This is a genomic window from Streptomyces sp. NBC_01390 (assembly GCF_045040105.1).
Lineage (GTDB): Bacteria > Actinomycetota > Actinomycetes > Streptomycetales > Streptomycetaceae > Streptomyces.
On sequence record NZ_CP109551.1, the window covers coordinates 11089927 to 11115631 of the forward strand.

Below are 25705 nucleotides of genomic sequence, written 5' to 3' on the forward strand. Positions count from 1 at the left end.
CGGCCCGGACCGAACCGGACTCGATGTACCGCCTGCCGCGTGTGAGCTCACCCCGTCGGACGACGCCTTGCCCCCACACGCGGCACGGCACTTTGACGTCTCTTGGGACGGCCGAAGTGCATGGAGTCCGGTCATCGGGCAAGGTGCGAGGGGTGACACGTGTGGGAATCATCGTCCTGACCTGGGCCGCAGCCATCGCGGCGGTCGTGGCCTCGCTCCGGGTCACGCCCTTCTGGCTGTTCGCCGCTCTGCCGCTCGCGCTCGTCGCCCTGCTGGGTACCTGGGACCTGCTGCAGCGCCGGCACTCCGTGCTGCGCAACTATCCCGTCCTGGGGCACGCCCGCTTCCTGCTGGAGCGGATTCGTCCCGAACTCCAGCAGTATTTCATCGAGCGGAACTACGACGGGCGGCCCTTCGACCGGGACGTGCGCAGCATCGTCTACGAGCGCGCCAAGGGCACCGACGCGGAGGAGCCGTTCGGTACCGAACGGGACGTGTACCTGCCCGGCTACGAGTTCCTCGTCCCCTCCATGGCACCCCGCGCGGTGCCGAAGACACCACCGCGGGTGCGCATCGGCGGTCCCGACTGCACCCGCCCGTACGACATGGCGCTGCTGAACGTGTCGGCGATGAGTTTCGGTTCGCTGTCGGCCAACGCGATCCTCGCGCTCAACGGGGGAGCCGCGGCCGGCGGCTTCGCCCACGACACCGGCGAGGGCGGCCTGTCGGAGTACCACCTGCGTCCCGGCGGCGACCTCGTCTGGGAGATCGGTACCGGTTACTTCGGCTGCCGCACCGACGACGGTGACTTCGACCCGGCGGAGTTCGCGGACAAGGCCGCGCACGAGCACGTCAAGTGCGTGTCCCTGAAACTCTCCCAGGGAGCCAAGCCCGGTATCGGTGGAGTGCTGCCCGGAGCCAAGGTCAACGCGGAGATCGCCCGGGTCCGGGACGTGCCGCAAGGACAGACGGTCGTCTCACCGCCGTACCACCGGGTGTTCTCCACCCCGCGAGAACTCGTCCGCTTCATCGCCCGGATGCGGGAGCTGTCCGGCGGGAAGCCCACCGGCTTCAAGCTCTGCGTCGGCTCGCGTCAGCAGTTCCTCGCCGTGTGCAAGGCCATGCTGGACGAGGGAACGGCACCCGACTTCATCGTGGTGGACGGAGCCGAGGGCGGGACCGGTGCCGCGCCGCTGGAGTTCGCCGACCATGTGGGTACCCCCCTCACCGAGGGGCTGCTCACGGTGCACAACGCGCTCGTCGGCGCCGGTCTGCGCGACCGGGTCAGGATCGGTGCGAGCGGCAAGATCGCCACCGGTGCCGAGCTGGTCAAACGCATGGTGCAGGGCGCCGACTACGGCAACGCCGCACGGGCGATGATGTTCGCCGTCGGCTGCATCCAGGCGCAGCGGTGCCACACCAACACCTGCCCCACGGGTGTCACGACCCAGGACCCCCACCGGGCCCGCGCCCTCGACGTCCGGGACAAGACGCCGCGCGTCCAGCGCTTCCAGGAGGCGACCGTGGCCGGCGCGCTCCAGCTCATGGCGTCCATGGGCGTCACCGACCCCTCCGAGTTGCGCCCGCACATGCTCCACCGGCGCATCGACAACTGCACCGAGCGTTCCTACGAGGAGCTGTACGAGTGGCTCGCGCCGGGCCGGCTGCTCGCCGAGCCGCCTGCCTCCTGGGCGGCCGACTGGCAGGCCGCCGACCCCGACCGTTTCACCGTCTGACCTTGTGACCTTGTGACCTGGAGGATCCACGTGGCCCGTACTGTTGCCCGCCTCATCGTCGACGCACTGAGCGAACTCGGTGTGCGCCAAGTCTTCGGTGTCGTGGGAGACGCGCTCAATCCACTGACGGACGCCCTCCGCACCACGGAGGGCCTCGAATGGGTGGGATGCCGGCACGAGGAGGCAGCGGCGTTCGCCGCGAGTGCCCAGTCACAGCTCACCGGAACCCTCGGCGTGTGCATGGGCACGGTCGGACCCGGTTCCGTCCACCTCCTCAACGGGCTGTACGACGCGGCCAAGAGCCACGCCCCGGTGCTGGCGATCGCCGGTCAGGTGCCGCTCGCCGAGCTCGGCAGCGACTACTTCCAGGAGGTCGACAACGACGCGCTCTTCAGCGACGTGGCCGTCTTCCGCGCGACCATCACCTCACCCGACCAGCTGCCGCGGCTGCTGGAGACGGCCGTGCGCACCGCGCTGGGCCGCAAGGGCGTCGCCGTCCTCACCGTGCCGGGAGACCTGGGCGATCAGAAACTGACCGCCGACCGGCCGGCCCGGTTCTCCCTGAACCCTCCGGTCAGCCGACCGGACGACTCCGCCGTCCGTCACGCGGCAGAACTCCTCGACCGCTCCGAAAGCGTCACCCTGCTCGTCGGGGAAGGCGCCCGGGCGGCCCGCCAGGACGTCCTCACGCTCGCCGACCGGCTGGCGGCACCGATGGTGCTCACCCTGAAGGCCAAGGCGGGCTTCGAGGGCCCGGCCAATGTCTTCCAGGTCGGCCAGACGGGCCTGATCGGCAACCCGGCCGCCGCGGCGGCCCTCAAGGACGCCGACACCCTTCTGCTGCTCGGTACCGACTTCCCTTACCGGGACTGGTATCCGGAGGGCCGTACGGTCATCCAGGTGGACACCGAGGCCACCCATGTCGGGCGCCGGGTACCGGTGGACGTCGGGCTGGTGGGCGACGCCGGCGCCACCGTACGCGACCTTCTCGGCCACCTCGCCGCCCAGCCCGAGGGGACCCGTGACCGCTCGCACCTCGACAAGGCCCGCGCACACTACGACCGGTGGCGCGACGGCCAGGCCCGGCTCGCCGATCCCGCGCACGACAAGGGGATCGTGGGCCGCCTCCGTTCCGCGCTGGACAACCGCGACCACGACATCCGGCCCGAGGCGCTGGCCGCCACCGTGGACCGGGTCGCGGCCGACGACGCCGTCTTCACCTCCGACACGGGAATGGCCACGGTGTGGCTCTCGCGCTTCGTCGAGATGCGCGGGGAGCGGCGCCTCCTCGGTTCCTTCAACCTCGGCTCGATGGCCAACGCGATGCCTCAGGCACTGGGTGCCCAGTGCCTCGACCGGGACCGCCAGGTCGTGGCCTTCTGCGGGGACGGCGGGCTGAGCATGCTGCTCGGTGATCTCATGACCCTGAAGACCTACCGCCTTCCCGTCAAGCTCGTCGTCTTCGACAACCGGCGACTGGGCATGGTCAAACTCGAACAGGAGCAGGTCGGGCTGCCGGAGTTCGGCACCGTCCTCGACAATCCCGACTTCGCCGCCGTGGCCGAAGCCATGGGCATCACCGGTATCCGGGTGACGGACCCCGCCGACCTCGAAGACGCCGTGCGGCGGGCGTTCCGCACCGAGGGTCCCGTCCTGCTCGACGTCCTCACCAACCCCGACGAGATCGCCGTACCCGCCAAGCCGACGGTGGAGCAGGGCTGGGGTTTCGCGGTGGCCAAGGTGAAGGAAGTCGTACGGAGCCACGGGGACACGAGTGAACACTGATCGACTGCGAAGGCCGAGCAAGTTCGGGGGAACATCCGAGGAATGTATGTCGGCGGTCGGGGTAGACGCGTGCGTGCCGGACGCTTAACCGGCGACGACGAGACCGATCGACCGGGAGGGGCACATCATGACGACGACCACCGTGCGGACCGCCGAGCAGAGGGTGGGCGTACCGGAGATCGCGGACCCTTCCAAGGTCGCGCCCAAGGACGCGCGGGAGTTGTCGAAGCTGTTCTTCGACCGGCTCACGGTGGTGGAGGAGGGCACGCCCGAGTACCAGTACGCGCGCAACACGCTGATCGAGATGAACATGTCCCTCGTCCGCTACGCGGCCGGCCGGTTCCGCAGCCGTGGTCCGGAGGAGATGGAGGACGTCGTCCAGGTCGGCATGATCGGCCTGATCAAGGCGATCGACCGGTTCGAACTGACCCGTGAGGTGGAGTTCGCCTCCTTCGCCGTCCCGTACATCGTCGGCGAGATCAAGCGGTTCTTCCGCGACACGACCTGGGCCGTGCACGTGCCCCGGCGTCTGCAGGAGGCTCGGGTCCAACTGGCGCGCGCCAACGAGGAACTGCACGGCAGGCTGGGACGGACGCCGACGATCAGTGAGCTGTCCGAGCTGATGAGCCTTCCCGAGGACGAGGTCGTCGAGGCCCAACTGGCCTCCAACGGCTACAAGTCGGCTTCCCTCGACGCGGCGATCAGCGGCAGCGAGGACGGCGAGGCCGCGCTGGCGGACTTCATCGGCGACGAGGACGCGACCCTCGAACTGATCGAGGACTTCCACGCCCTCGCCCCCATGATCGCCGAACTGGACGTGCGTGAGCGGCAGATCATTCACTGGCGCTTCGTCGACGAACTCACCCAGGCCCAGATCGGCGAACGCCTCGGCGTCTCCCAGATGCACGTCTCGCGGCTGATCACCCGCCTCCTGGCCCGGCTGCGCGCAGGCATGCTCACCACCCAGTGACATCCGGCGGCCTGTGCGGGGGTAGTGGCGGATCACTCCCCCCGCACAGGCTTCACCAGCTCCGCGTTGAACTGGGCGCCGACCAGAAGTGCCAGGTTGGACAGCCACAGCCAGACCAGGAAGACCACGATGCCGGCCAGCGACCCGTACAGACGGTCGTAGGTGCTCACGTGTGCGGTGTAGACGGCGAAGCCGACCGACACGGCCAGCAGGAGTACGACCGCCAGTGCGCCGCCGGGCGCCATCCGGCGGACCGGGCGGGTGCGTGCCGGGCCCGAACGGTACAGGACGAGCACCAGGGCGACGGCGACCACGGCGATGACCGGCCACCGCACGGCGTTCCAGGCGAGCTGGGTGCCGGTGCCGAGATCCAGCGCTCTGCCCAGACGCCGGGTGAGGTTGCCGGTGAGCAGCAGGGCGAGGGTCGATGTGAGGAACAGGGTGACCAGGACCAGGGCCGTGGCGATGATGCGCGGAGCGGTACGCCAGACCGGGCGGTCGGCGTCGATGCGATGCATGGAGTACATCGCCCGGCGGAAGACGCTCAGATAGCTGCAGCCCGACCACAGTGCTCCCGTTCCCGCGACGAAGATCAGCGTCCATGCCGTCGACGACTGTTCGGCCATCTGTCGCAGGGTGCCGCGCAGCAGTTCGCGTGACGCGGCCGGGGCGGCCTGAGTCATACGGTCGATGACCTCGGGTTTGGCCGTGGGCATGGTCAGACCGAGGATCGAGAGGATCACCAGCAGCAGGGGGAACAGCGCCAGAACCGCGTAGTAGGTCAGCGCGGCGGCCCAGTCCGTGACGTCGTCGTTCCAGATGGTCACCGGCGTCCGGCGCAGCGCCGCCCGCCATCGTTCGCAGCTGTGTTTCACCTGTTCCTTTTTCAAGTCCTTTTTCAAGAGCATCACCCGTGCTCGTGCTGGTGCCCCCACTTTCCCTTCATAAACAGGGTGTATTCGGTGAATGGCGGCGGAATTGCAGGGCACTCGGCAATGTAGGAGGTTGATAAAATGGTTCCCCTGCTGATTGTTCTGCTTCTCGCCCTGCTGCTCTTCGGTGCCGGCTTCGCCGTCAAGATTCTCTGGTGGGTCGCCGTCATCGTTCTGGTGGTGTGGCTGCTCGGCTTCGTGATGCGTTCCACCTCCACCGGCGGCAGCCGAGGCCGCTGGTACCGCTGGTGATCCGACCCGCACGCACACGTTCGTCCCGGGGCCCGGCCGTCACGACGGCCGGGCCCCGGCGTATTGACCCGTCCAATTGCTCCGTCGTATTTCGGAGGAGGCGCGGTGGAGACCTGGAGACGGTCGTATTGCCTGTGCGTATCGCGAAAGTTCACAGAAGGCGACGGATGGCGTGGGTCGGCGCAGGGTCAACCACGCTCGGCGATCCTGCCCGCGATTTCCACGGCCATCTCGATCGCCCGTGCCGCGAGTGGGGAGTGGGTGCGATGCGCCTGCCACAGCAGGAAGATCTCGCGCGGCGGCGGTGCCGGCTCGAGTTCGTGGACGGACAGCGAGGCGTCGGAGCCGACATCGGCACTGTGGACGGCGAGTCGAGGCAGGATCGCCGAACCCATGCCGGCGCGCACCATCGACAGCACGGTCTCGTTGCCCGCGGTGCGGCACACGATGTGCGGCCGTACGCCGCGCCGGGCGAGCGCCTGCTCCATCCGGGCCTGGTCGCAGATCGGCGGGTGAGCCACCATGGGCGCGCCGTCGAGTCGGGCCAGACGGACGGGGCCGCCGGGGAAGGCGCCGCGGCGGGCCACCAACAGGTAGGGATCGTCGAGCAGTTTGCGGTGTTCGACGTCGCCGTCGACACGGCCGTCGAAGAACGTCAGGTCGAGTTCATGGACCTGGGGCCGGTCCGTCTCCTCCTCGAACAGCCTGATGTCGCAGTCGGGGTGCTCGTCCCGAAGCCCGCGTACGAGCAGGGGAAGGATCACGTTGGACACGCTCTGGAAGGTGCCGATGTCGACCCGGCCGTCGCCGGCCTTGAACCGGTCCACGGCTGCCGCCATCGCCTGGGATTTCGCGAGCAGCTCGCGTCCGTGGGTCAGCACGACCGCACCGAGCGGGGTGATCCGCACCCGTTTGGGACCGCCCGGCCGGTCGAACACGGCGCCGCCGACGGCTCTCTCCAGAGCCGCGATCTGCTGACTCACCGTCGACTGGGTGTACCCGAGTCGCACGGCAGCCCGACCGAACGAGCCCTCGTCGGCCACCGCTGCCATCGTGGCGAGATGCCGCAGTTCCACATCGGACATGAGCCCACCCTGGTCAATAACATCGGTATTCACGATTGACTTGATCGGAAACTATCGCTTTTCACGATGGAAAGCCGAGTCTAGCGTGACGTTCATGACCGACAACCTTTCGCATGGCGAGCAGTTCGTGGAGATCAACGGTGCCGAGCTGTGCTTCGAGACCTTCGGCAACCCCGCGGACCCGGCGATCCTGTTCATCGACGGCGCGAGCGCCTCGATGCTGTGGTGGGAGACCGAGCTGTGCGAACGGATCGCGCGCGGCGACCGGTTCGTGATCCGCTACGACAGCCGGGACACCGGCAGATCCACCAGTTACCCGCCGGGCCGACCCGGCTACACGTTCACCGACCTGGCCGGGGACGCGCTCGGCATCCTGGACGCCCTGAACGTGCGGCGCGCACACATCGTCTGCCGGTCCATGGCCGGCGGCATCGGGCTCATCGCCGGGGTGGACCACCCCGACCGGGTGGACTCACTGACGTTCGTCTCCACCTCCACGGGCGAGGAAGGACTCCCGCCGTCGTCGGCCGGACTCGCCGACGGCATCCCCGCCGACCCGGACCCCACCGACGCCGGTGCGGTGGTGGACTTCGTCGTCGCATCGGCGAAGGCGTGCTCGGGCGGCTCGCCCTACTTCGACGAGAGCGCCACCCGCACGCTGGTCGAACAGGACGTGGCCCGCACGCGCGACATCGCCTCCACCCTCGTCAACCACTACGCGATGACCTTCGACGGATCGTCCCGCGACTTCACGTCCGTCAACGCCCCGACCCTGGTGGTGCACGGCGACCACGACCCCGTTCTCCCACTCCCGCACGGACACGCGCTGCGCGACGCGATTCCCGGCGCGACGCTGCTGACCCTGGAAGGCGCCGGACACGATCTGCCGAAGCCGCTGTGGGACGTGTTCGTCCCCGCTCTGCTCCAGCACACCGCGGGCAGCCGGCCATGACCCGGCTGCGGTCGGCGCTCTGGCTGCCGCTCTTCGACGATCTCGCCGACCCGGCGGCGATCGCCCGGCTGGCCGCCGAGGCGGAGGAGGCCGGCTGGCACGGCGTGTTCGTATGGGACCACCTGAGCTGGCGGGCGCCGGTCCGCCGGGTGGCCGACCCGTGGATCACGCTGGCCGCGCTCGCCACCGCCACCGAACGCCTCCGGTTCGGCCCCATGGTCACCCCCCTTGCCCGCCGCCGGCCGTCCAAGGTCGCCAGGGAGACCGCCACGCTGGACCGGCTCGGCGCCGGCCGCCTCACGCTGGGCGTCGGTCTGGGCAGCGATCGCTTCGCCGGCGAACTGAGTGCGACCGGCGAGGAACTCGACGACCGGCGGCGGGGCGAGATGCTCGACGAGTCACTGGAGATCCTCACCGCCGCGTGGTCCGGCAGACCGGTGCACCATCACGGCCGCCACCACACCGTCGACGGGATCTCCTTCCTGCCCGAACCGGTTCAGCGCCCCGGCGTGCCGGTGTGGGCCGCGGGACTCCCCGGAAACGTCGGACCGCTGCGCCGCGCCGCCCGGCACGACGGGTTCGTCCCGGTCAACCTCGAACATCCCGACCAGCTCGCCGACATCGTCACCACCCTCACCGGTCTCCGCCGGCGAACGACAGCCTCGTACGACATCGCCGTCCCCCTCCCACCCGGCACCGATCCCGCCCCCTACGTCCATGCGGGTGCCACGTGGTGGCTGGCGGAGTTCGCACCGGAAACAGTGTCACTGGACCAGGTGCGAGGCGTACTGCGCGACGGCCCGGCCGACACAGACACAGCCGGAGACACAAACACAGACATCGAAAGGAATCGGTGACGGTGATGTCCGACCTGTTCGACTACGACGCGGAACTGCGCCGGCACAACGAACTCTTCCGAGCCGCGGCCGATGTCGGCCTGCGCGACCATGTGCTCGACATCGGCTGTGGCACAGGCCAGTCCACGCGCGAGGCCGCCCGCGCCGCCGGCAAGGGAATCGCGGTCGGGGTCGATCTCTCCGCGCCCATGCTGGAACGGGCTCGCTGGCTCAGCGACGACCAGGGGCTGCGCAACGTCACCTATCAGCAGGCGGACGCCCAGACCCACCGCTTTCCGCCGGCTCGTTTCGACCTGTGCATCAGCAGGTTCGGCACGATGTTCTTTGCCGACCCGGTCGCCGCGTTCACCAACATCGGGCGTGCCCTGCGCCCCGAGGGGCGCCTGGTGCTGCTGGTCTGGCAGGAGCGTGACCGCAACGAGTGGGCCACCGCGATCCGCCGGAGCCTCACCGCCGCCTCCGCCCCGCCCGACGGTCCGGACCCGTTCTCACTCGCCGACCCGACCGTCACGACGGGCATCCTGACGGCGGCCGGTTTCGCGGAGATCGGATTCACCGACGTACATGAGCCCGTCCACTACGGCCCGGACAGCGCCACCGCCTTCGACGCCGTGCTCCGCCTGTGGGAGGTCAGGGACCTGCTCGCCGCCCTCGACGCCGCCGCGGCCGACGAGGCGCGTGCGCGGCTGCGCGCCGTCCTCGACGCCCACACCACCGCCGGTGGCGTCCACTTCGACTCGCGTGCCTGGATCGTCACCGCTCGCCGCTGTCCCTGACCGCCGTCGGGGGAGGGGGGCCCGGAAATCGTTTCGCCCGTCCTCACCTCGTCCGGTACGGTCGCGGGGTCGTTTTCTCCGCCGGGAGTCCATGAGTTTCGTGTGGGGCCACCCCGGCGGTTCCCAGGTTGAGAGCAGGTTCGGTTATGGCATGTCGTATCAGTGAACTCGTGCTGGGCTGTCGCGACCCCGAACTGCTGGCACGGTTCTGGTGCGAGGTCCTGGACTTCGTCGTGCTCGACCGCGAGGGCGATGAGATGTTCGAGATCGGGGCGCGCGACGGGTTCGGCGGTTCACAGCCGACGATCATCCTCAGTCGCAGGGACGAGCCGGAGAAGGGCAAGTCCCGGCTGCACATCGACGTCAACGCCACCGACCGCGACCAGGACGCCGAGCTCGAACGCCTGCTGAAGCTCGGTGCGCGCAAGGCCGACATCGGCCAGACGGGGCAGGAGCAGTGGTATGTCCTGGCCGACCCCGAAGGCAACGAGTTCTGCCTGCTCAAGGCCCGCCTCAACCCTCTCTGATACGTCTGATACGTAGGACCGCGCGGTGAGCGAGGTCTCGGGTAACGGATTCTTCGACTGAGAAGAAACCGGACACCGGAGACCTCGTAGTCATGCCCTCGGTGGCCGTCGGCGTGGACTCATCGATCGCCCGGGCCCCCTCTCGAAGCCCGACCGGCCGTTCCCGGACGCTCTCAAGCGGTTCACGAGGGGCGGTCCAGAAGTATGTGCTACGCCAACTCTGTTCGACAGAAGGTGCGGGCATGACAGCGACGGAGCACATCCACCGAGCCGCGGCGCCCCCAGACCACCATCAGGCCGAAAACCATCTATTGATACGTGTCCGTCAATATTTCGCCGGGGTTGCGTACCGCGTGCCCCTTTGTCTCCGGAGGGCCGCTCCGCCAGGCTCGCCGGGGTTCCACAGAGCGGGAGAGTACGAGAGGAAGGCATGGGTGGAAGACATCATGACGCCGGATGTGAAGATCGTCCGCTGGCCGGCCGAGTCGGGCAAACTGGAGGGCTTCCGGATGCAGGGGCTGCCCTGCCTCATCGTGGTGGCCAGAGGTGCACGGGTGCCCGAGTTGGCGGGCGCGCACGAGGACTGGGTGCGACAGCCGGTGGAGGCCTGGGAGTTGAAGACCAGAATCGCGTCACTGCATCTCAAGGCCACATCCCAGAGCGCCCCTCCTGTCGTGGACGAGGACGGGCTGCTTCGCTACGCCGGCGCTGTCCTGCCCCTCACCGTGTCGGAGGCCGCGGTGTTGCGCGGGCTCGTACAGCGGCGCCCGGGAATGGCGAGCCGGGCGGAACTGGCGGAGCGGCTCCTGTCCGCCAACCGCTCCGCCAGCCAGAACGCACTCGACCTGCACATGATGAGGCTACGGCGGAAGGTCGTGTCCGTCGGGCTGGCCATAGAGACCGTGCGGGGGCGCGGGTTCCTCCTGAAGACCCGGTCCCTCGCTGATCCGAGCGGTTGACGTTCCGGAAAGGGAGAGAAGAGAACGGACCCTGGGACGGGTGACGAGCCAGGGTCGGCCGAGTGGCGCAGGCGGCTGGGAGCGGTCCGGACGGGCGGAGGCGTACCGGCAACTCTCAGGCTGTGCCTGTTTCGGCCGGGTGCCCGGCGTGTACGGGGGCGCGCTCGCGCCTCGTACGGCCGGGCACCCGGTGGTACCGGGCCGGACGAAGCGCGACGACCCGGCTGTCGCACGGTCGTCCCCCGCCTCGTGTACCGACTTCTGTACCGCCTCGTGGTGCGAGCGACCTTGCTCGACGCGTTCCGGGATGCCGAGCGTCGGCCACCGTACGGGACACGGCTCCTGTGCCACGCGGTGGCTGACCTGCCGTCAGCGCCATGCGCGGCCCCGAGCCGCGCCACTGCGGTGACGACCCGCGGATCGCGGCGCGTTGGTCCGCCGCACCAGCCGGCGGGACGCCGCCTATCGCGCCGGTTGGGTGGCGGAGTCGGGAGACTCGGCGGCACTTGACCGCGCGGCGGTGCCGGTGCCCTTGGGGACGTCGATCCGGCCCGGCAGCCACACCGCGGCCACGACCGCGGCCAGCGCGAGAGCCCCGGCGGCCACACCGAAGCTCACATGCATGGCCGACAGATACGCGTCCTGGGCCGTGGCCAGCAGTCCGGGGAGCTGTTCGCGGGCCCCGGCCGGCAGAGCGCCCGCCTCCTGGAGTTCGCGGACCGCGACCACCGTGCCGCCCAGGGACTCCGAGGCCGTCTCCCGTACGCCTTCCGGGAGTACGTTCACAGCGCCGCCCAGTTCGTCGCGGTACCAGACGGACAGGATCGAGCCGAGCACCGCGACGCCGAGCGCGGCGCCGATCTGCCGCAGCGTGTTGTTGACGCCCGCGCCGATGGCAGCCTGCTCGGGTGCCACCACGGCCATCGTGGTCGTCGTGGTGGTGCCCATGACCAGGCCGAGGCCGAAGCCGGAGACGCCGAGCAGGATCTCGTACCACCACAGCGCGGTGTCGGCGGCGATGCCGGCCTGCCCGGTGAACGCCAGGGCGAGCAGCAGCAGTCCGCCTGTGACGACGGCCTTGGGGCCGAAGCGCATGGCCAGCGGGTTGCTGAGGATGGCCGAGGCCACAGCGCCCACGGCCACCGGGAGCAGGATGAGGCCGAGTTCGAGGGGGGTGTGACCGCGGATGGCCTGGACGTAGAAGACCATCAGAAAGGTGCCGCCGGTGAGCGCGAAGAAGGAGAGCGCGAGGCTCGCCGTACCGGCGGCGAAGGACTTGTTGCGGAACAGCTTGACGTCCAGGGCCGGTTGCGCCGTGCGGCTCTCGAACAGGACGAGTACGGCCAGCAGGACCACTCCGGCGACGATCGTGCCCAGGACCTCGACACTGGTCCAGTCGTTGGTCTCGCCGCCGCGGATCACCCCGTAGACCAGTGCGCCGATGCCCGCGATGGACAGCAGTACGCCGGCGACGTCGATGCGTGGCCTGGTCGCCGAGCGGGACTCGGCGAGGACCACCAGGAGGAGGACGGCGCAGACGGCGGCGATGGGCACGTTGATGAGGAAGACGGAGCCCCACCAGAAGTGTTCGAGCAGGAAGCCGCCGGCGATCGGGCCCAGGGCGATGGACAGACCGCCCAGCGCCGACCAGATGCCGATCGCCTTGCCGCGTTCCTCCGGGGCGAAGATGTCATTGATCACCGCGAGCGTGGCGGGCGGCACGACCGACCCGGCCACACCCATGACCCCGCGCCAGAAGATGAGTTGCTGGGGGGTGTCGGCGAAGCCTGCGAAGGTGGAGGCCGCGCCGAAGGCGACCAGCCCGATCACCAGGACGCGACGGCGGCCGAAGGCGTCGGCGAGGATTCCGGAGGAGAACATCAGGGCCGCGTAGAACAGGATGTAGGAGTCCAGGGCCCATTGGAGTTCCGCGTTGGTCGCGCCGACGTCCTGCTGGATCGTCTGCAGGGCGACGTTGAGGATGGTGTTGTCCATCATCACCATCAGGAAACAGCAGCCGAGGACCGTCATGATCAGTCCGCGTCCGCGTACGGGCGCGCCCGCCGATAATGCCCCGTTCACTACGCACCTCCAGTAAGAGGGGCGTCCGCACCGGATGCCGCGCCCCACGCATCTACTACGGGAGCATAGTAGGTCGTGGGTGCGAGGGTGGGCGGTGATGGTGAAGTAATCCAGAAAGACAACCCGGGAGGACAGTCCGGGAAGACGGCGGCCCGCTCGGCGTGTTGGCCTCCCCGGGTCAGTGCCCGGGGCCTTCGTGCAGCAGCTTCTCGAAGCGTTCGCGCAGGTCGGGGACGTTACGGATCTCGTCGAGGAAGTGACCGACCGCGCTCACCCCGAAGTCGCGGATGACCTCGCGCACGGCCATCGCCGCCTCGTCCGTGACGCAGGGGGTGTACGCGTAACCCCGGCCCGCCTTGGTGCGGTTGGCCGCGCCCTTCTCGGCGAGGCGGCTCAGCACGGTCATGACGGTGGTGTACGCCAACGGGGTCTCACGGCCGGCGTTGAGCGCGCCGAGGACCTCCCGGACGGTCATCGGGTCGGGTGCCTGCCACAGGACCTCCATGATCTCGTTCTCCAGCGGGCCGAAGACGAGGCATTCCTGGGCGGTGCGGGATCGGTCGGCTGTCACCTCTTCAATCTACGGTGCCCGGGGCCCGAACGCCCAGTGGTGCCCGGATCGGACGGGCCGGGACCGCGCCCCGCGGAGCCCGCGCGGAGGGGCCGTTGAGCAGGAATCGGTTCGGTCCGCTCGTCGCGCCGCATGGCTTCGACTGCGCTGTGGTGATAAAGGAACGCGTTCTCTTTCAATACTCCGTCCCCTTCCTTTTCCCGCCCTGTCGATACTCCCGTACCTGCCGTGGGTGATTCCTAAGATGCGGTCAACGCCGGAGCGAAGATTCGCTCTTGGGAATGTGTGACGGGAGAATGAACCATGACTGTCTTCGAGTCGACCGAAGTGGCCGAGCGGGTCTTCGGCACCCTCTTCGAAATCCTGTTGAAGGACGAGCAGTTCACTTCGCAGTTGCGTGCGAGCAACCTGTCCATCCGGCTGACCCAGACCAACCCGGACTGCGTGCTGCACGTGTCCGCGGACGCGCTGAAGGTCGGGGCCGACGCACCCGAAGACGCGACGATCAGGATCAGGATGACGTCCGACACCGCGCACCAGCTCTGGCTCGGCAAACTCATGATGCCGACCGCCATCGCCACCGGAAAGGTACGGATCCGGGGAAAGGTCGCCCGGGTACTGGAACTTGTCCCCATCCTGCGGCCCGCCTTCGACCGCTATCCCGAACTGGCGGCGCAGGAAGGGCTTCCCGTCTGAGGGCACGCGCCCGCCGGTGCCCGACGGACCCCACGACACGGCACCTCGGCAATTCTCCTGCCTCAATCGGATCCGAGTTACGGAGTTTCGAGACCGACATGACGAACAACCACGAAATCGAGCTCAATTTTGACGTCCTCCCCGGCGAGGTGGAGAAACTCCGCCGCCAGGTGAGGGAATTCGCCCGCGAGGTCGTCGCACCCCGGGTGACGGCCCTCGACACGGCGCCCGCCGACGACTTCGACTGGGACATGGTCGCCCAGGGGCACGCCCTGGGCCTCACCCGCGTCGCCGTGCCGAAGGAGTACGGCGGCCTCGGCCTCGGCATGATCGGCTGCTCGGTCGCACTGGAGGAGGTGGCGTCCGTCTGCGCCGGCACCGCCCTCATCTTCGGTGCCGCCATGCTCGGCCAGACCCCGGTGCTACTCTCCGGCGACCCGCGGCTCCAGGCCCGGTTCCTGCCCATGTTCTCGGGCGACGCCCCGGTTCTGGCGTGCAACGCGGTCACCGAGGAGGAGGCCGGCTGCGACCTGATCATCCCGGCCAACGCCGTCCACGCCCGCGACGTGATGACCGCACGCCGCGACGGCGACCACTACGTCCTGAACGGCAAGAAGAGGTTCATCACCAACGCCCAGGTCGCCGCGTTCGCCTCCGTGTTCGCCAACATGGAGGGCGCGCCCGGCGCCACCGGCCTCACCTCCTTCATGGTGCCGCTCGACCTCCCCGGCGTGGTCCGCGGACCGGTGGCCGACAAGATGGGCTACCGGCTCTGCCTCGGCAGCGAACTGGAGTTCCACGACGTCCGCATCCCCGCCGAGAACATGATCGGCGAGGAGGGCGACGGCATGGCCATCAACATCGCGCAGAGCAACATGGCTCGCGCCTCCGTCGCCGGAATCTCCGTCGGCGTGGCCCGCGGCGCCCTCGAACAGGCCCTGGAGTGGTGCGACACCCGCGTCCAGGGCGGACTCCCGCTGCGCGAGCACCAGTTCACCGCGGCCAAGCTCGCCGAGATGTCCGCGAAGGTCGACGCGGCGCGGCTGCTCTACCTCAAGGCCGCCCACAAGGTCGACAACGAACTCCCCGCCCCCCAGTACGAACCGGCGGCGGCGAAGCTCTTCGCGGACCGCGTCGCCATCGACGTCGCCGACATGGCCATGTCCCTCACCGGAGCGCGCGGCTACGTGAAGTCCTTCGGCATGGAGAAGCGGCTGCGCGACGCCTACGGCGCCCGGATCTACGAGGGCACGCCCGAGGTACTCGCCCTCGCGATCACCGAGAGCCTCTACGCCGCCGGAGAGCCGATATGACGGGCCGGGACAACGGGGTCGATTCGACGCAGGAGTTACCGGCACGGGAGCGGGAACGGTACGTCTCGGACATCATCCGGCTCCACTCCACCCTCGACTTCCGCTCCCTGCCCGACCATGTCCTCGGCGACCCGCTCTACTCCGTGTACGACCCGAGGGACGAGCTGATCACCCTCACCGTCGAGGACGACCAGCTCCCGCTGCGCTACCTCAACGGCATCATGGGTTTCCGGCTCGTGCAGTATCTGCGGCTCGGCTGGATGTCACCCCAACTCGTGTACGAGCGGGCGGTCTTCCGGGAGACGGTCCGCCACCCGCCGGGTGTGCAGAACGTCCACACCGTCAGCCTGTGCACCCGCACGGGCCGCATCCGCGGCTACATCAGCCTCGGCTGCTCCCAGGACCCGGTCTCCATGCCGCTCGACCATCCGGGCCGCGGCCGGTTCTCCACCGAGGCGGCCCACGACATCGACCTGCTGGGCCGGTTCGCGGCCGACGGCGTGGGCACGCACCAGGCCTTCGAGATCAAGCGGTTCGTCCGCGACCTCGAACTGCCGCCCGGCCCCAGCACCGAACGGGTGCCCTGGCATCTGCTGCTGGGCCTGGGCAGGGTCATCTCGGGAGCCGGGGACCGGATGCGCCTCATGCTGGGCGACGCCAAGGAGAAGGTGGCGATACGGCACTTCCGGCTCACCGGCTTCGACCTCCAGATCGACCGCGGCACCTCGCCCCGGCTGCCCGAGACAGACCTCATGGCTCCCATCTACGACCAGGACGTCATCGCCGTTCCCTTCGTCGCGCCGGTCCACGCCGACCTCGGCGACTACATGGACCTCATCGAGGACTACCTCAGCGGCGGCCCCGACGCGATGACGCTCGTGGAACTGGTCGCCGCCATGACCGCCCGCAGGACGGGCGCGTACCGCATGAAGGAGGCGTCGTAGATGAGCAGTGGAGCCGAGGCACAGGAGAAGGTCTTCTACGGGGAACTGACCACCCGCAACAAGGGCGTGGTCAGCACCGGGGAGCAGGCAGTACTGCGGGGCGCGACCGTGCTCGTCGCCGGCTGCGGGTCCATCGGCGGAGCCGCCGTCGAGCCGCTCGCCCGGCTCGGGGTGCGCTCCTTCGTACTGGCCGACCCGGGCACGTACGAGGTGAACAACCTCAACCGGCAGAGCGCGGCGGCCACCGACGTCGACCGCAACAAGGCCACGGTCGCCGGTGAGCGGGTGGCGGCCATCAACCCGCACGCCGACGTCAGGGTCTTCCCGGAAGGGGTCAGCGAGGAGACGGTGAAGGCGCTGGTCGAGGACTGCGACGTCATCGTGGACGGCGTGGACGTGACGACCATGGACGGCTGGCGGGCCAAGCACCTGCTCCACCGCGTCGCCGTCGAGCGGCGGCTGCCGCTGGTCACCGGGTGGGACATCGCGGGCGCCCAGTACGTGCGCTGCTACGACTACCGGTACATCAAGGAACCGTTCGACGGAGCGATAGCCGAGGCCGATCTGGACCGGCTGACCTCCTGGCAGCTGCTGCTGCGGGCCGTGCCGCTGCGGTACGTGCCGGTGGAGATGCTCGTCGAGGTGCGGGCGAACCTGGGGCGGCCCGACTACAGCTTCCCGCAGGTCACCTATGTCGCCATGGTGTTCGGCGCCATCACCTCCCACATGGTGGTGAAGCTGCTCTCCGGGGCGACCGTGCGCCCCGAGGTGTACATCGATGTGCACCAGCAGATCCGCTCCACGCGGCGCCGGATGGCGACCCGGCTGCGCCGGACGGCGGCGCTCGCCGCCCTGGCTCCGGGGCTGCTGAGACTGGCCCGCGGCCGCAAGGGGAGCTGACCCGATGTCCGATCTCCACGAGCTGACGGCGCTCGAACAGGCCGCCGCGATCGCCCAGGGCGAGCTGTCCCCCGTCGAACTGACCGACCACTACCTCGGTCGTATCGAGGAAGCGGACAAGGAACTGGGCGCGTACCTCACGGTCACCGCGGAACTCGCCCGCTCCCAGGCGGAACGTGCCGAGCGGGAGGCAGTGGCGGCGCGTCGGGACGGCACGCGACTGGGAGCGCTGCACGGGGTTCCCGTACCGATCAAGGACCTCGTCCAGGTCGACGGGGTGCGGTGCACCTGGGGTTCGGCGGTCTTCGCCGACCATGTCAGCGACACCGACGACCATGTCGCCGCCCGGCTCCGGGAGGCCGGCACGGTCATGCTGGGCAAGACCAACACCGCCGAGTTCGGGCTGCCCTGCTACACGGAGAACAGGCTCGGCCCGCCGACCCGGCACCCACTGAGTCCGGGGCGCTCGCCCGGCGGATCCAGCGGCGGGGCGGCGGCGGCCGTCGCGGCGGGCCTCGCACCCCTCGCGCACGGCACCGACGCCGGTGGCTCCGTACGCATCCCGGCCTCCGTCTGCGGCCTGGTCGGACTGAAACCGAGCCGGGGCCGGATCAGCAACGGGCCCTGGCGCCCGGACGTCACGGGGCTGTCGGTGCACGGTGCGCTGGCCCGTACGGTGGCCGACGCGGCGGCGCTGGTCGACGTGATGGCGGGGCCGATGCCCGGCGACGTGTACACCGCGCCCGCGCACGCCGGGGGCCTGTCCCTGGTGGAGCACGCACGCCGGGAGCCCCGTGCGGTGCGCGTGGCGGTGCTGCGGCAGCCCATGGTGCCGGACGCGGTACTGCACCCCGACTGCGAGGACGCCCTCGACAGCACGGCGGCTGCCCTGGCCGCGCTGGGACACGAGGTGGAGGAGCTGGAGATGCCTCCCGACGGGGGCGTCCTGGAGGCGTTCACCCGGGTCTGGTCGGTGGAGGCGGCGTCGTACGAGGTGGAGCCGGAGCGCGAGGGGGAGCTGATGCCCTTCACTGCCTGGCTCAGGCAGAGGGCCGCCGGGGTGTCCGCGCGGGACTACCACACGGCGCTCACGACCTTCCGGGGCCTGGGGCAGATGCTCACGGACCTGCTGTTCGCCGCGTACGACGTGATCCTCTCCCCGGCGCTGGCCGAACCGCCGGTGCGGATCGGGGAGTTGCGCGACGACACCGATCCGGCCGCCGAGTTCGCCAGAATGACCGCGTTCATGCCGTACACCGCGGTCCACAACCTCACCGGTATGCCCTCGATCACCGTCCCGCTCACCCGCAACGCCGGGCGTCTGCCGATCGGCGTACTGCTGGGCGCGCGGTACGCGGACGAGGCGCTGCTCGTGTCGCTGGCGGCCCAGTTGCAGCAGTCCGCGACGACGTACTGACGCACCCGGGGGCCAAAAAGATCCATTTCTTTCGGTCACTGTCTGGCGCGTATTCGACCCTGTTTGCAATGGCAGTGTTCGCATTCGGATTGACTGGTCAAGTCGGAGTAAAAATCGAGGGGCAGTCAATCCTCATTTTGTCCGGTTCTTGCTGGTTCTGTGGCAGGGGGTACCCAACGGGTACCCCCTGTATACCTTGTGTTCCTTCGCCTTTCCGGGGTGTGCGGCTCGGTATAGTAATCCCGTCGCCATGGGGGAGAGGTGGCGATCCTGGGGAGGATGGGGGATGCTGGTGGAATTAAATGTTCTCGGTGCGCTCGAAATGTGTGTCGGTGGGAAATCAGTGGTTCCCTCCGCGCCGAAACTCCGGCAGATATTCACGCTACTGGCCATGCGTGCGAACACTGTGGTGTCGGTCTCCGAGATCGTCGAGGAAGTCTGGGCGGGAGAGCCTCCGAAAAGCCTTTCCACTACGCTGCAGACTTATATTCTGCAGCTTCGGAAATCACTCAGGGAGGCGCGGTCGGGGGCCGCCGGTCCCGTGCGGGAACGCGATGGTGCCGAAGGATTCATCGTGACCTACGACCGCGGATATCTCTTCAGTGCTCCGCAGTCCATGCGAAAGGACTTCGAGGAATTCACCCGGTCCGTCGAGACCGGGCACCAGTACATGCGGAACGGCAGGAACGCGGAGGCGGCCGAACTGTTCGGCGAGGCGCTCGCGCTGTGGCGCGGTGACGTTCTCGTCGACGTCCGGCGCGGTTCGGTCCTGGACGCCTACGCGGTCAAGCTCGAGGAGGTGCGTCTCTCCGCGCAGATCCTGCGCCTGGACGCCTGTCTCGGACAGGGCGGCGATCTGCACCTGATCCCCGAACTCAACGCGCTGGCCGGGCTGCACCCCCTGAACGAGACGCTGCAGTACCAGCGGATGGTCGCCCTGTACCGGTCGGGCCAGGTGGCCGAGGCGCTGGCCGGCTACCGGTCCTTCTACGTGCAGGTGATGGAGCAGGTGGGGATAGAGCCCTCCGCGCACTTGCGCGACCTGCAGTCCGCCATCCTGAACTCCGCCCCGGTGCTGTCGGCCGTGGCGACCTCCGAGGAGATACGCCGGGCCGTCTCGGACGACGAGGGCAATGGGGGAGGGGGGCCGGCCCCGGCCCGTATCCCGTCCGGGAGCCACCTCCGGCTTTCCTCTTCCCCGGCCCGCTGGAGGCCGAGGGCGACGAAGACGATCCTGCCGCCGTCCCAGGCGTCGCCCTCCACGGGCGTACGCCGGATCACACTGGACGCCGCGGGCATTCCCCTGTCCGCGCTGATCAGCGAACCCGTCGGGGCACCCGCCCGGGCCGCCGTGGTCGCCGTCCACGACAGCGGTACGAACGCCGACTACTTCGACGGCCGGGCCCGCCCCCAACTGTCCCTGCTGACGCTGGGGGCGTCCCTCGGCTACACCGTCATCGCCGTGGACCGCCCGGGCTACCGACTCTCGGCCGACCAACTGCCCTACGGGCTGGGCCTGTTGGGCCAGGCCGCCGCCCTGCGCGCAGCTCTGGACGACTTCTCCTCCCGCTTCGCCACGGGCGGCGGCCTCTTCCTGCTGGCGCATTCCTACGGCGGCAACGTGGCGTTGGCGGCGGCCGCCGACCACACCCCGCCCGGGCTGCTCGGCCTCGACATCTCCGGCTGCGGTCACGAATACGCCGTCGACCCGCACGAGGTGTCGGTCCTGCTCGACCGGGGCCGGTCGGCGAAGAACTGGGGCCCCCTGAGCCTCTACCCGCCCGGCACGTTCAGTGGCGCACGCTGCAGGGCCGAGGACATGCCCGCACGGGAACGTGCCGAACTCGCCGCCCGGCCCGGTCTGTTCCGCTCCGTCGCGCCGCGCGTCCGGGTCCCGGTGCGGCTGACGTTCGCCGAGCACGAGGCGTGGTGGCGCCAGGACGGCGACACCCTGGCCGACCTGGCCGCACAGTTCGTCGCCGCCCCTCGCGTCACCGTCGACCGCCAGCCGGACGCCGGTCACAACATCAGCCTGGGCTGGGCCGCCCGTTCGTACCACCTGCGAGCTCTGGCGTTCCTGGAGAGCTGTCTGGTACCCCGCGAGACGACGCACGTCGAACGGTCCGCGGCGGTGTCCTGACGTGCCGGACCCGGGGTGCTCGCTCGAATGACACGCCGGGGCCGGCGCCGCCGGTCAGGTCAGTTTCCGGCAGTACAGCGCGTCCGGGGTCCGTGCCGAGCCCAGCCGGGCCGTGTACGCGATCCCGGCCGCGTACTCGTCGTCCGCGCACTGGCCCTTGTAGTGGCCCTGGGCGAAGTCGCCGCCCTTGGCGGCCGGGCCCCGGTTGTCGCCCCGGTCGAACCAGACGGTACGGCCGCCGGCGCCGAGCCTCCCGACCGGAGCGGCCGCGCACAGGGCTGCGGAGACGGCGGAGCCTCGGACGCTGTAGCCGGTCAGGAAGTGGCCGTCGGCGCACTGGAGTTTGGTGTATCCGGACGCCCAGTCGCCGCCCGGCCGGACATGGCGTTCGTCGACGACCACCTCGTGTCCGCCGGCCGGATCCCACAGGGGGCCGGTGGACACGTCCGAGCACAGGCCCCGGTTGCCGGTGTGGCTGAGGCCGAGCAGCCGCTGTCCGTCGGGGCACGCCGCCTTGCGGGCGCCGGAGTCCCAGTCGGGCAGTGCCCGCATCCGCCGCGACTGGACGAAGTCTCCGTGATCGGGGCTGAGCATCGACCAGTCCGTCACCCGGCCCACCGGGCCGGTGCGACCCGGGGCCTCGATGAGCCGGGTCCAGGCGGCGGCCCGCCAGTCGTCGCCGTCGTAGACGCCCATACGGTGGCCTTCGCTGTCCCAGTGCAGGAGGGCCCAGCCGTTGCCCTTGCGGTTCTCGTGCCAGCCCACGAGCGGCCAGTACGCGAAGTCGGCGTCGGTGCGGATCAGTTGGTCGACGAAGTTCTCGAACCACGCTCGCGGCTTGCTCCCGGTCTCGTCCCGGCCGCCGACACCGAACTCGCTGATCCACAGGGGCGCGGTGAAGTGCTGGTCCGTCTCCGCGGTCACGAAGAAGGCCTGGCGGTCCAGAACCCTGATCAGTTCGGCCGGGCTCAGGTCGCGGTAGCGGGGATCGCTGGTCTCGCCGGTGCCGGTGGCGCCGCTGTGGTTCGGGCCGGTGTAGTCGTAGAAGTGGGCGGAGTACACGAGCTTGCCGGAGTCGACGAGGGTGTGCGAGAGGCGGCGTACGGGTTCCAGGGTGGGGCGCTCGTGGGGGAGACCGTCGACGGGGACGCCGGTCCAGTTGATGCCCTCGACGATGATCAGGAGGTCGGGGTCGGCCTCCGTGAGGATGCGGTCACCGACGCGCTGCGAGGCGGCGAACCAGTCGTGGTCGTCGCCGGACCCCCAGTTGGGGTCGTCCAGGACGTTGCGGCGCACCTCGTTGTAGAGGTCGGCGCCGACGACGCGCTTGTTGTCCCGGTAGCGGCGGGCCATGAAGAGCCAGTCGTTCTCCCAGGTTTCGGTGGACTGGCTCGCGTTCCAGCGTTCGTTGCCGTCGACTCCGCAGCACCAGCGGGTGGTGTTGGTGTGGTTGTTGAGGATCACCGCGAGCCCGGCGGCGGTGAGTTCCCGTACCACCACGTCGTACACCTGAAGCGGGGTCCTGCCGCGCAGGGCGGGATTGGCGGCCACGGAGTCGTCGGTGACGGGACGGCTGTCGTGGATCATCTCGTTGGAGAAGGGCAGCCGGATGCTGTTGATGCCGATCTCCCGGAAGCCGGCGATGATCTCGGCCATGGGGGCCCGGTCAAGGCCGAGCGGCATCCTGCCGGAGTTCTCCCCGGCATGGTGGTCGGCGTCGTTGTCCGGGCTCCCCGAGCCGTTCCAGGTGCCACTGGCGCCGTGCCAGTTGCCGGACCGCAGCTTGAAGCGGTCGCCGTTCGCGTCGACGATCCAACGCCCCCGGGTGCTGAGTGGCGGCGTCCAGGCCGCCGCCGGTGCGGCGACTTCGGGCCGGGCGGCGGCCACGGAGGCGGCTTCCTGTCCGGCCGCCGCCTCGGCCGTGGGCGCCAGGGCCACCAGGAGGAGTACGGCGGCCAGCGCGGCCCTGGCCCTGGCGAAGGTTCCCGGCACGGTCGGCCTCCCGAGACGACGTTGTCATGGCATCGTCATCATGGGGGGCTGTGCGGGATTGGTCCAGTCCTGGCGCGACGTGTCAGGTGTCAGGTGACCAACAGGCGGTTGAAGAACGAGCGGTAGTGGCGCAGTGCCAGCCGCAGGTCCTCGGTGTCCGCCTGTTCGCCCCGGTTCCACTGTCCTTCCAGTTCCTGTTTGTGGTCGGCGAACGTGGCGGCAAGTGTCTGCATCACCTCGGCGACGAGGGCGTCGGCGGTGTGCACGGCGTCGCGCGGGTCGTCCACGAACTCGTTCTGCACCTCCTGCCAGCGCGCACGGAACCCTTGCTCGTCCTCCGGGGTGAGGAGTTGGGGTGCCTCGTCCTGTGTGCCGGAGTCGGCCGTCTCGGGCTCGTCGTCGGCGCGGTCGCTCGGCGTGGCCGTGCTCTCGCCGGGGAAGGTCGGTACCTCGGCGGACGTGTCCGCCGTCCCGTCCCCGGTGTACGTGTCACGGGGGTGGGCGAGGTCGTCGGTGGACAGGCCGCTCGTGTTGGTGTTGTCCGGCATGTCTTCGCGTTGCATGTCTTCTCCGTTCCCGGACGTCAGGGACTTCCGGATCGGGCGACGGGCTGGTCACCGAGCCGTTCAGGCCCGGGCGTGGCGGGGTTCGCCGCCGTCGGAGAGCAGCTCGTCGAACAGGGTCCGGTAGTGCACCATGGCGCCCCGCAACTGTTCGGTGGTCGCCTCGTGGCGAGTGCTCAGTACGTTGACGTCGTGGGCGGCCTGGTAGTGCTCGAGCGTACGACCGTGCTCGACGGACAGGTCCTTGAGCTGTTGCTCGAAGTCCTCGGTCGGGTAGCCGCGCTCGTGCATCAAGGAAGTCACCAGGCGGTCCGCGTCGTGCACGGCGTCCTCCGGACGGTCCACGAACTCGTCCTGCACGCCGGTCCAGTCCTGGGCGTAACGGTCCCTGACCCTGCCGTCCAGCGGCTTGATGTCCAGCGAGTCGTGCCGCTTCTCACGTGCCCTGAGCTCGCGCTCCGCGGCCATACGGCTGTCGGCGTCCTCCACCGTTCGTCCGTACTCCGGGCCGAAGCGCTCGCGCAGCATCTGGCGACGCATGAGCAGCCAGGCCGCCACAGTCGCCAGAGCGATCACCACGACGATGGGAATGATGATCGCCAGGAGTGTTCCTGTTGACATCGGTAACCTCCTCAGGCGCGCCTTATTTATCCATATTTATTGGAGTTACCGTTGTTCTGTCATTGAAACGGAGATACGGGAACGAAACATAGAGGTGACGCGACGGGGCACTTGGGTTCTCCCGACCGATCGAGCAAGAGGGACAAGAGGGAGCCGACTCGTGATCATTGCCGGAGTCATCGGACTGTGTGTGCTGCTGGCCGTGCTGGCCTTCTTCGTTCCGCGCCTGTCGCGCCGCCCCGAACGCGGCACGCAGCGTTCGCTCGGCGCCGGTGCGCGGGCCGGCAGCAAGGCGCCCGGCGTCCTGGGCAGGATCTTCAGCAAGCCGTTCCACACGAGTTCCCGTGCCGTGGGCCGTAGTGGCGCGGCGGGCCGACGTACCCGTGGCCGTATGCCGTTCTGACCTCGGGAGTGGTGGGATGAGGGCTGACCAGGCCGACGGGCTGCTGGACGGGCTGACCGTGGACACCAGCCGACAGGAGCGACCGATCCTGCTGGACGGGACCGGCCGACCGCTCAGGACCTGGCGCGAGAACCACCCCTACGACCACAAGGTCAGCCGTAAGGAGTACGAGCGGACCAAGCGCGTCCTGCAGATCGAGCTGCTCAAACTCCAGCGGTGGGTGAAGGACACCGGTGCACGCGTGGTCGTCGTGTGCGAGGGGCGTGACGCGGCGGGCAAGGGCGGCACGATCCAGCGTCTGACCGAGCGGCTCAATCCCCGGGGCGCGCGAGTGGTGGCTCTGGACAAGCCCACCGATCGGGAGGCGGGCCAGTGGTACTTCCAGCGGTACGTCCCGCATCTGCCGACGGCGGGAGAGATCGTCTTCTTCGACCGCTCCTGGTACAACCGGGCCGGTGTGGAGCGCGTGATGGGCTACTGCTCGAAGGACCAGTACGAACTGTTCCTCCAGCAGTGCCCGGCCTTCGAGCAGATGCTCGTCGACGGCGGCATCCTGCTGGTCAAGTTCTGGTTCTCCGTGTCCCGCGCCGAGCAGCGCACCCGTTTCGCCATCCGGCAGGTCGACCCGGTGCGCCAGTGGAAACTGTCGCCCACCGACCTGGCCTCGCTGGACCGGTGGGACGACTACACCGAGGCCAAGGTCGACATGTTCCGTGCCACCGACACCGAACGCGCCCCCTGGACCGTCGTGAAGAGCAACGACAAACGTCGTGCCCGGCTGGAGGCCATGCGCAGTCTGCTGGCGCGCGTCGACTACACCAGCAAGGACCCTGAGGCTGTCGGCACCCCCGACCCCCTCATCGTCGGCGCCGCCAACACCCTCCTGGAGCCCGGCGAGGAGGACACCGTCCTCTCGCCCACGCCTCTGTCCCACCGCACCAGCGGTCCCGGCAGGCACCCCGGTTCCGGTTCCACCTGACGCAGGCGTCGCAGTTCTCGTCGTGGGCGGCGGTGATCAGCGCGGCCTCGCGCGGTCCCGAGGTGACAGCAGACCGGCGTTGACCGGCGGGAGAGGTGTCCGGTGGGGCGGGTGCGCGCGTCCGTGGAGCGGGTCCCCGCGTCTGCGCAACGAGATCGATCGAAGAATGCCGGTCGGCGTGGCACCGTTCTCGCTTCATTTCCCTCTGTTCAGATAGCCGAACTCACTGTGCACAGTGAGCGCTTGGCCACAC

Annotated in this window: 24 protein-coding genes and 1 pseudogene; 18 read left to right on the plus strand and 7 right to left on the minus strand. The window is 69.3% G+C overall.

Annotation, left to right across the window (positions count from 1 at the left end; genetic code table 11):
* Positions 1–176 precede the first annotated feature (176 nt).
* The 3 genes from OG241_RS49445 to OG241_RS49455 all read left to right on the plus strand — a co-directional run bounded on the left by OG241_RS49445 (position 177) and on the right by OG241_RS49455 (position 4491).
* Positions 177–1736: an FMN-binding glutamate synthase family protein gene (locus OG241_RS49445; RefSeq protein ID WP_405826859.1), complete on the plus strand. Its 1560-nt coding sequence runs from the start codon at positions 177–179 to the stop codon at positions 1734–1736.
* 30 nt (positions 1737–1766) lie between these two features.
* Positions 1767–3521 carry a thiamine pyrophosphate-dependent enzyme gene (locus OG241_RS49450; RefSeq protein ID WP_405825716.1) on the plus strand — a complete coding sequence of 585 codons (1755 nt, stop codon included), beginning with the start codon at positions 1767–1769 and terminating at the stop codon, positions 3519–3521.
* Positions 3522–3648: 127 nt separating this feature from the next.
* A complete protein-coding gene (locus OG241_RS49455; RefSeq protein WP_405825718.1) occupies positions 3649–4491 on the plus strand; it encodes an RNA polymerase sigma factor SigF in 843 nt (280 codons plus the stop codon).
* Between the two features lie 32 nt (positions 4492–4523).
* On the opposite strand, the gene OG241_RS49460 is transcribed toward OG241_RS49455, so the two are convergent.
* Positions 4524–5366, minus strand: coding sequence for a YihY/virulence factor BrkB family protein (locus OG241_RS49460; RefSeq protein WP_405825720.1), 843 nt, complete (start codon positions 5364–5366; stop codon positions 4524–4526).
* 138 nt (positions 5367–5504) lie between these two features.
* On the opposite strand from OG241_RS49460, the gene OG241_RS49465 reads away from it, so the two are divergent.
* Positions 5505–5675 (plus strand): hydrophobic protein, encoded by a 171-nt coding sequence (locus OG241_RS49465; RefSeq protein WP_405825722.1) that lies wholly within the window; start codon positions 5505–5507, stop codon positions 5673–5675.
* 188 nt (positions 5676–5863) lie between these two features.
* On the opposite strand, the gene OG241_RS49470 is transcribed toward OG241_RS49465, so the two are convergent.
* Complete coding sequence (locus tag OG241_RS49470) at positions 5864–6760, minus strand: LysR family transcriptional regulator (protein WP_405825724.1); 897 nt, start codon at positions 6758–6760, stop codon at positions 5864–5866.
* Positions 6761–6854: 94 nt separating this feature from the next.
* On the opposite strand from OG241_RS49470, the gene OG241_RS49475 reads away from it, so the two are divergent.
* The 5 genes from OG241_RS49475 (at position 6855) to OG241_RS49495 (ending at position 10831) form a co-directional block, all read left to right on the plus strand.
* Positions 6855–7712 (plus strand): alpha/beta fold hydrolase, encoded by an 858-nt coding sequence (locus OG241_RS49475; RefSeq protein WP_405825725.1) that lies wholly within the window; start codon positions 6855–6857, stop codon positions 7710–7712.
* The gene (locus tag OG241_RS49480; protein ID WP_405825726.1) at positions 7709–8569 is read left to right on the plus strand and encodes an LLM class flavin-dependent oxidoreductase; all 861 of its coding nucleotides are present in this window, start codon (positions 7709–7711) and stop codon (positions 8567–8569) included. Before OG241_RS49475 ends, OG241_RS49480 begins: the two co-directional genes overlap by 4 nt.
* Positions 8570–8574: 5 nt before the next feature.
* A complete protein-coding gene (locus OG241_RS49485) occupies positions 8575–9345 on the plus strand; it encodes a class I SAM-dependent methyltransferase (RefSeq protein ID WP_405825728.1) in 771 nt (256 codons plus the stop codon).
* A 146-nt stretch (positions 9346–9491) separates the two neighbouring features.
* Positions 9492–9872 carry a VOC family protein gene (locus OG241_RS49490; RefSeq protein WP_405825730.1) on the plus strand — a complete coding sequence of 127 codons (381 nt, stop codon included), beginning with the start codon at positions 9492–9494 and terminating at the stop codon, positions 9870–9872.
* Positions 9873–10306: 434 nt separating this feature from the next.
* Positions 10307–10831, plus strand: coding sequence for a winged helix-turn-helix domain-containing protein (locus OG241_RS49495; protein ID WP_405825732.1), 525 nt, complete (start codon positions 10307–10309; stop codon positions 10829–10831).
* 462 nt (positions 10832–11293) lie between these two features.
* On the opposite strand, the gene OG241_RS49500 is transcribed toward OG241_RS49495, so the two are convergent.
* A complete protein-coding gene (locus OG241_RS49500) occupies positions 11294–12913 on the minus strand; it encodes an MFS transporter (RefSeq protein ID WP_405825734.1) in 1620 nt (539 codons plus the stop codon).
* Between the two features lie 178 nt (positions 12914–13091).
* Positions 13092–13484, minus strand: a complete 393-nt coding sequence (locus OG241_RS49505) for a BlaI/MecI/CopY family transcriptional regulator (RefSeq protein WP_405825735.1) — start codon at positions 13482–13484, stop codon at positions 13092–13094.
* Positions 13485–13787: 303 nt separating this feature from the next.
* On the opposite strand from OG241_RS49505, the gene OG241_RS49510 reads away from it, so the two are divergent.
* The 7 genes and pseudogenes from OG241_RS49510 (at position 13788) to OG241_RS49540 (ending at position 20894) form a co-directional block, all read left to right on the plus strand.
* Positions 13788–14180, plus strand: a complete 393-nt coding sequence (locus tag OG241_RS49510; RefSeq protein WP_405825737.1) for an SCP2 sterol-binding domain-containing protein — start codon at positions 13788–13790, stop codon at positions 14178–14180.
* 98 nt (positions 14181–14278) lie between these two features.
* Positions 14279–15493 (plus strand): acyl-CoA dehydrogenase family protein, encoded by a 1215-nt coding sequence (locus tag OG241_RS49515; protein WP_405825739.1) that lies wholly within the window; start codon positions 14279–14281, stop codon positions 15491–15493.
* On the plus strand, positions 15490–16437 hold the full coding sequence (locus tag OG241_RS49520) for a hypothetical protein (protein WP_405825741.1): 948 nt from the start codon (positions 15490–15492) through the stop codon (positions 16435–16437). The genes OG241_RS49515 and OG241_RS49520 overlap by 4 nt, the downstream gene beginning before the upstream one ends.
* Positions 16438–17337: a HesA/MoeB/ThiF family protein gene (locus OG241_RS49525; protein WP_405825743.1), complete on the plus strand. Its 900-nt coding sequence runs from the start codon at positions 16438–16440 to the stop codon at positions 17335–17337.
* Positions 17338–17341: 4 nt separating this feature from the next.
* Positions 17342–18754 (plus strand): amidase, encoded by a 1413-nt coding sequence (locus tag OG241_RS49530; protein WP_405825745.1) that lies wholly within the window; start codon positions 17342–17344, stop codon positions 18752–18754.
* Between the two features lie 322 nt (positions 18755–19076).
* Positions 19077–19262, plus strand: a pseudogene (locus tag OG241_RS49535) (winged helix-turn-helix domain-containing protein); the annotation flags it as partial.
* A 66-nt stretch (positions 19263–19328) separates the two neighbouring features.
* Positions 19329–20894 (plus strand): alpha/beta fold hydrolase, encoded by a 1566-nt coding sequence (locus OG241_RS49540; RefSeq protein WP_405826861.1) that lies wholly within the window; start codon positions 19329–19331, stop codon positions 20892–20894.
* A 54-nt stretch (positions 20895–20948) separates the two neighbouring features.
* Here OG241_RS49540 and OG241_RS49545 read toward each other — a convergent pair whose 3' ends face one another.
* The 3 genes from OG241_RS49545 to OG241_RS49555 form a co-directional block, all read right to left on the minus strand.
* Complete coding sequence (locus OG241_RS49545; RefSeq protein ID WP_405825747.1) at positions 20949–22886, minus strand: glycoside hydrolase family 5 protein; 1938 nt, start codon at positions 22884–22886, stop codon at positions 20949–20951.
* Between the two features lie 89 nt (positions 22887–22975).
* Positions 22976–23449: a hypothetical protein gene (locus OG241_RS49550; protein WP_405825749.1), complete on the minus strand. Its 474-nt coding sequence runs from the start codon at positions 23447–23449 to the stop codon at positions 22976–22978.
* A gap of 63 nt (positions 23450–23512) precedes the next feature.
* Positions 23513–24070 (minus strand): hypothetical protein, encoded by a 558-nt coding sequence (locus OG241_RS49555; RefSeq protein WP_405825751.1) that lies wholly within the window; start codon positions 24068–24070, stop codon positions 23513–23515.
* 160 nt (positions 24071–24230) lie between these two features.
* On the opposite strand from OG241_RS49555, the gene OG241_RS49560 reads away from it, so the two are divergent.
* Both OG241_RS49560 and ppk2 read left to right on the plus strand, forming a co-directional pair.
* Entirely contained in the window at positions 24231–24473 is a 243-nt protein-coding gene (locus OG241_RS49560) for a DUF6411 family protein (protein ID WP_405825752.1), read from the plus strand.
* Between the two features lie 16 nt (positions 24474–24489).
* Positions 24490–25452, plus strand: coding sequence for a polyphosphate kinase 2 (gene ppk2, locus OG241_RS49565; RefSeq protein WP_405825754.1), 963 nt, complete (start codon positions 24490–24492; stop codon positions 25450–25452).
* Positions 25453–25705: the final 253 nt, after the last annotated feature.

Coding starts and splice junctions, on each gene's coding strand:
- OG241_RS49485 (WP_405825728.1), top strand. CDS start 8,575: ATGTCCGACCTGTTCGACTACGACGCGGAACTGCGCCGGCACAACGAA.
- OG241_RS49465 (WP_405825722.1), top strand. CDS start 5,505: ATGGTTCCCCTGCTGATTGTTCTGCTTCTCGCCCTGCTGCTCTTCGGT.
- ppk2 (WP_405825754.1), top strand. CDS start 24,490: ATGAGGGCTGACCAGGCCGACGGGCTGCTGGACGGGCTGACCGTGGAC.
- OG241_RS49555 (WP_405825751.1), bottom strand. CDS start 24,070: ATGTCAACAGGAACACTCCTGGCGATCATCATTCCCATCGTCGTGGTG.
- OG241_RS49530 (WP_405825745.1), top strand. CDS start 17,342: ATGTCCGATCTCCACGAGCTGACGGCGCTCGAACAGGCCGCCGCGATC.
- OG241_RS49520 (WP_405825741.1), top strand. CDS start 15,490: ATGACGGGCCGGGACAACGGGGTCGATTCGACGCAGGAGTTACCGGCA.
- OG241_RS49550 (WP_405825749.1), bottom strand. CDS start 23,449: ATGCAACGCGAAGACATGCCGGACAACACCAACACGAGCGGCCTGTCC.
- OG241_RS49480 (WP_405825726.1), top strand. CDS start 7,709: ATGACCCGGCTGCGGTCGGCGCTCTGGCTGCCGCTCTTCGACGATCTC.
- OG241_RS49525 (WP_405825743.1), top strand. CDS start 16,438: ATGAGCAGTGGAGCCGAGGCACAGGAGAAGGTCTTCTACGGGGAACTG.
- OG241_RS49510 (WP_405825737.1), top strand. CDS start 13,788: ATGACTGTCTTCGAGTCGACCGAAGTGGCCGAGCGGGTCTTCGGCACC.
- OG241_RS49490 (WP_405825730.1), top strand. CDS start 9,492: ATGGCATGTCGTATCAGTGAACTCGTGCTGGGCTGTCGCGACCCCGAA.
- OG241_RS49515 (WP_405825739.1), top strand. CDS start 14,279: ATGACGAACAACCACGAAATCGAGCTCAATTTTGACGTCCTCCCCGGC.
- OG241_RS49475 (WP_405825725.1), top strand. CDS start 6,855: ATGACCGACAACCTTTCGCATGGCGAGCAGTTCGTGGAGATCAACGGT.
- OG241_RS49455 (WP_405825718.1), top strand. CDS start 3,649: ATGACGACGACCACCGTGCGGACCGCCGAGCAGAGGGTGGGCGTACCG.
- OG241_RS49470 (WP_405825724.1), bottom strand. CDS start 6,760: ATGTCCGATGTGGAACTGCGGCATCTCGCCACGATGGCAGCGGTGGCC.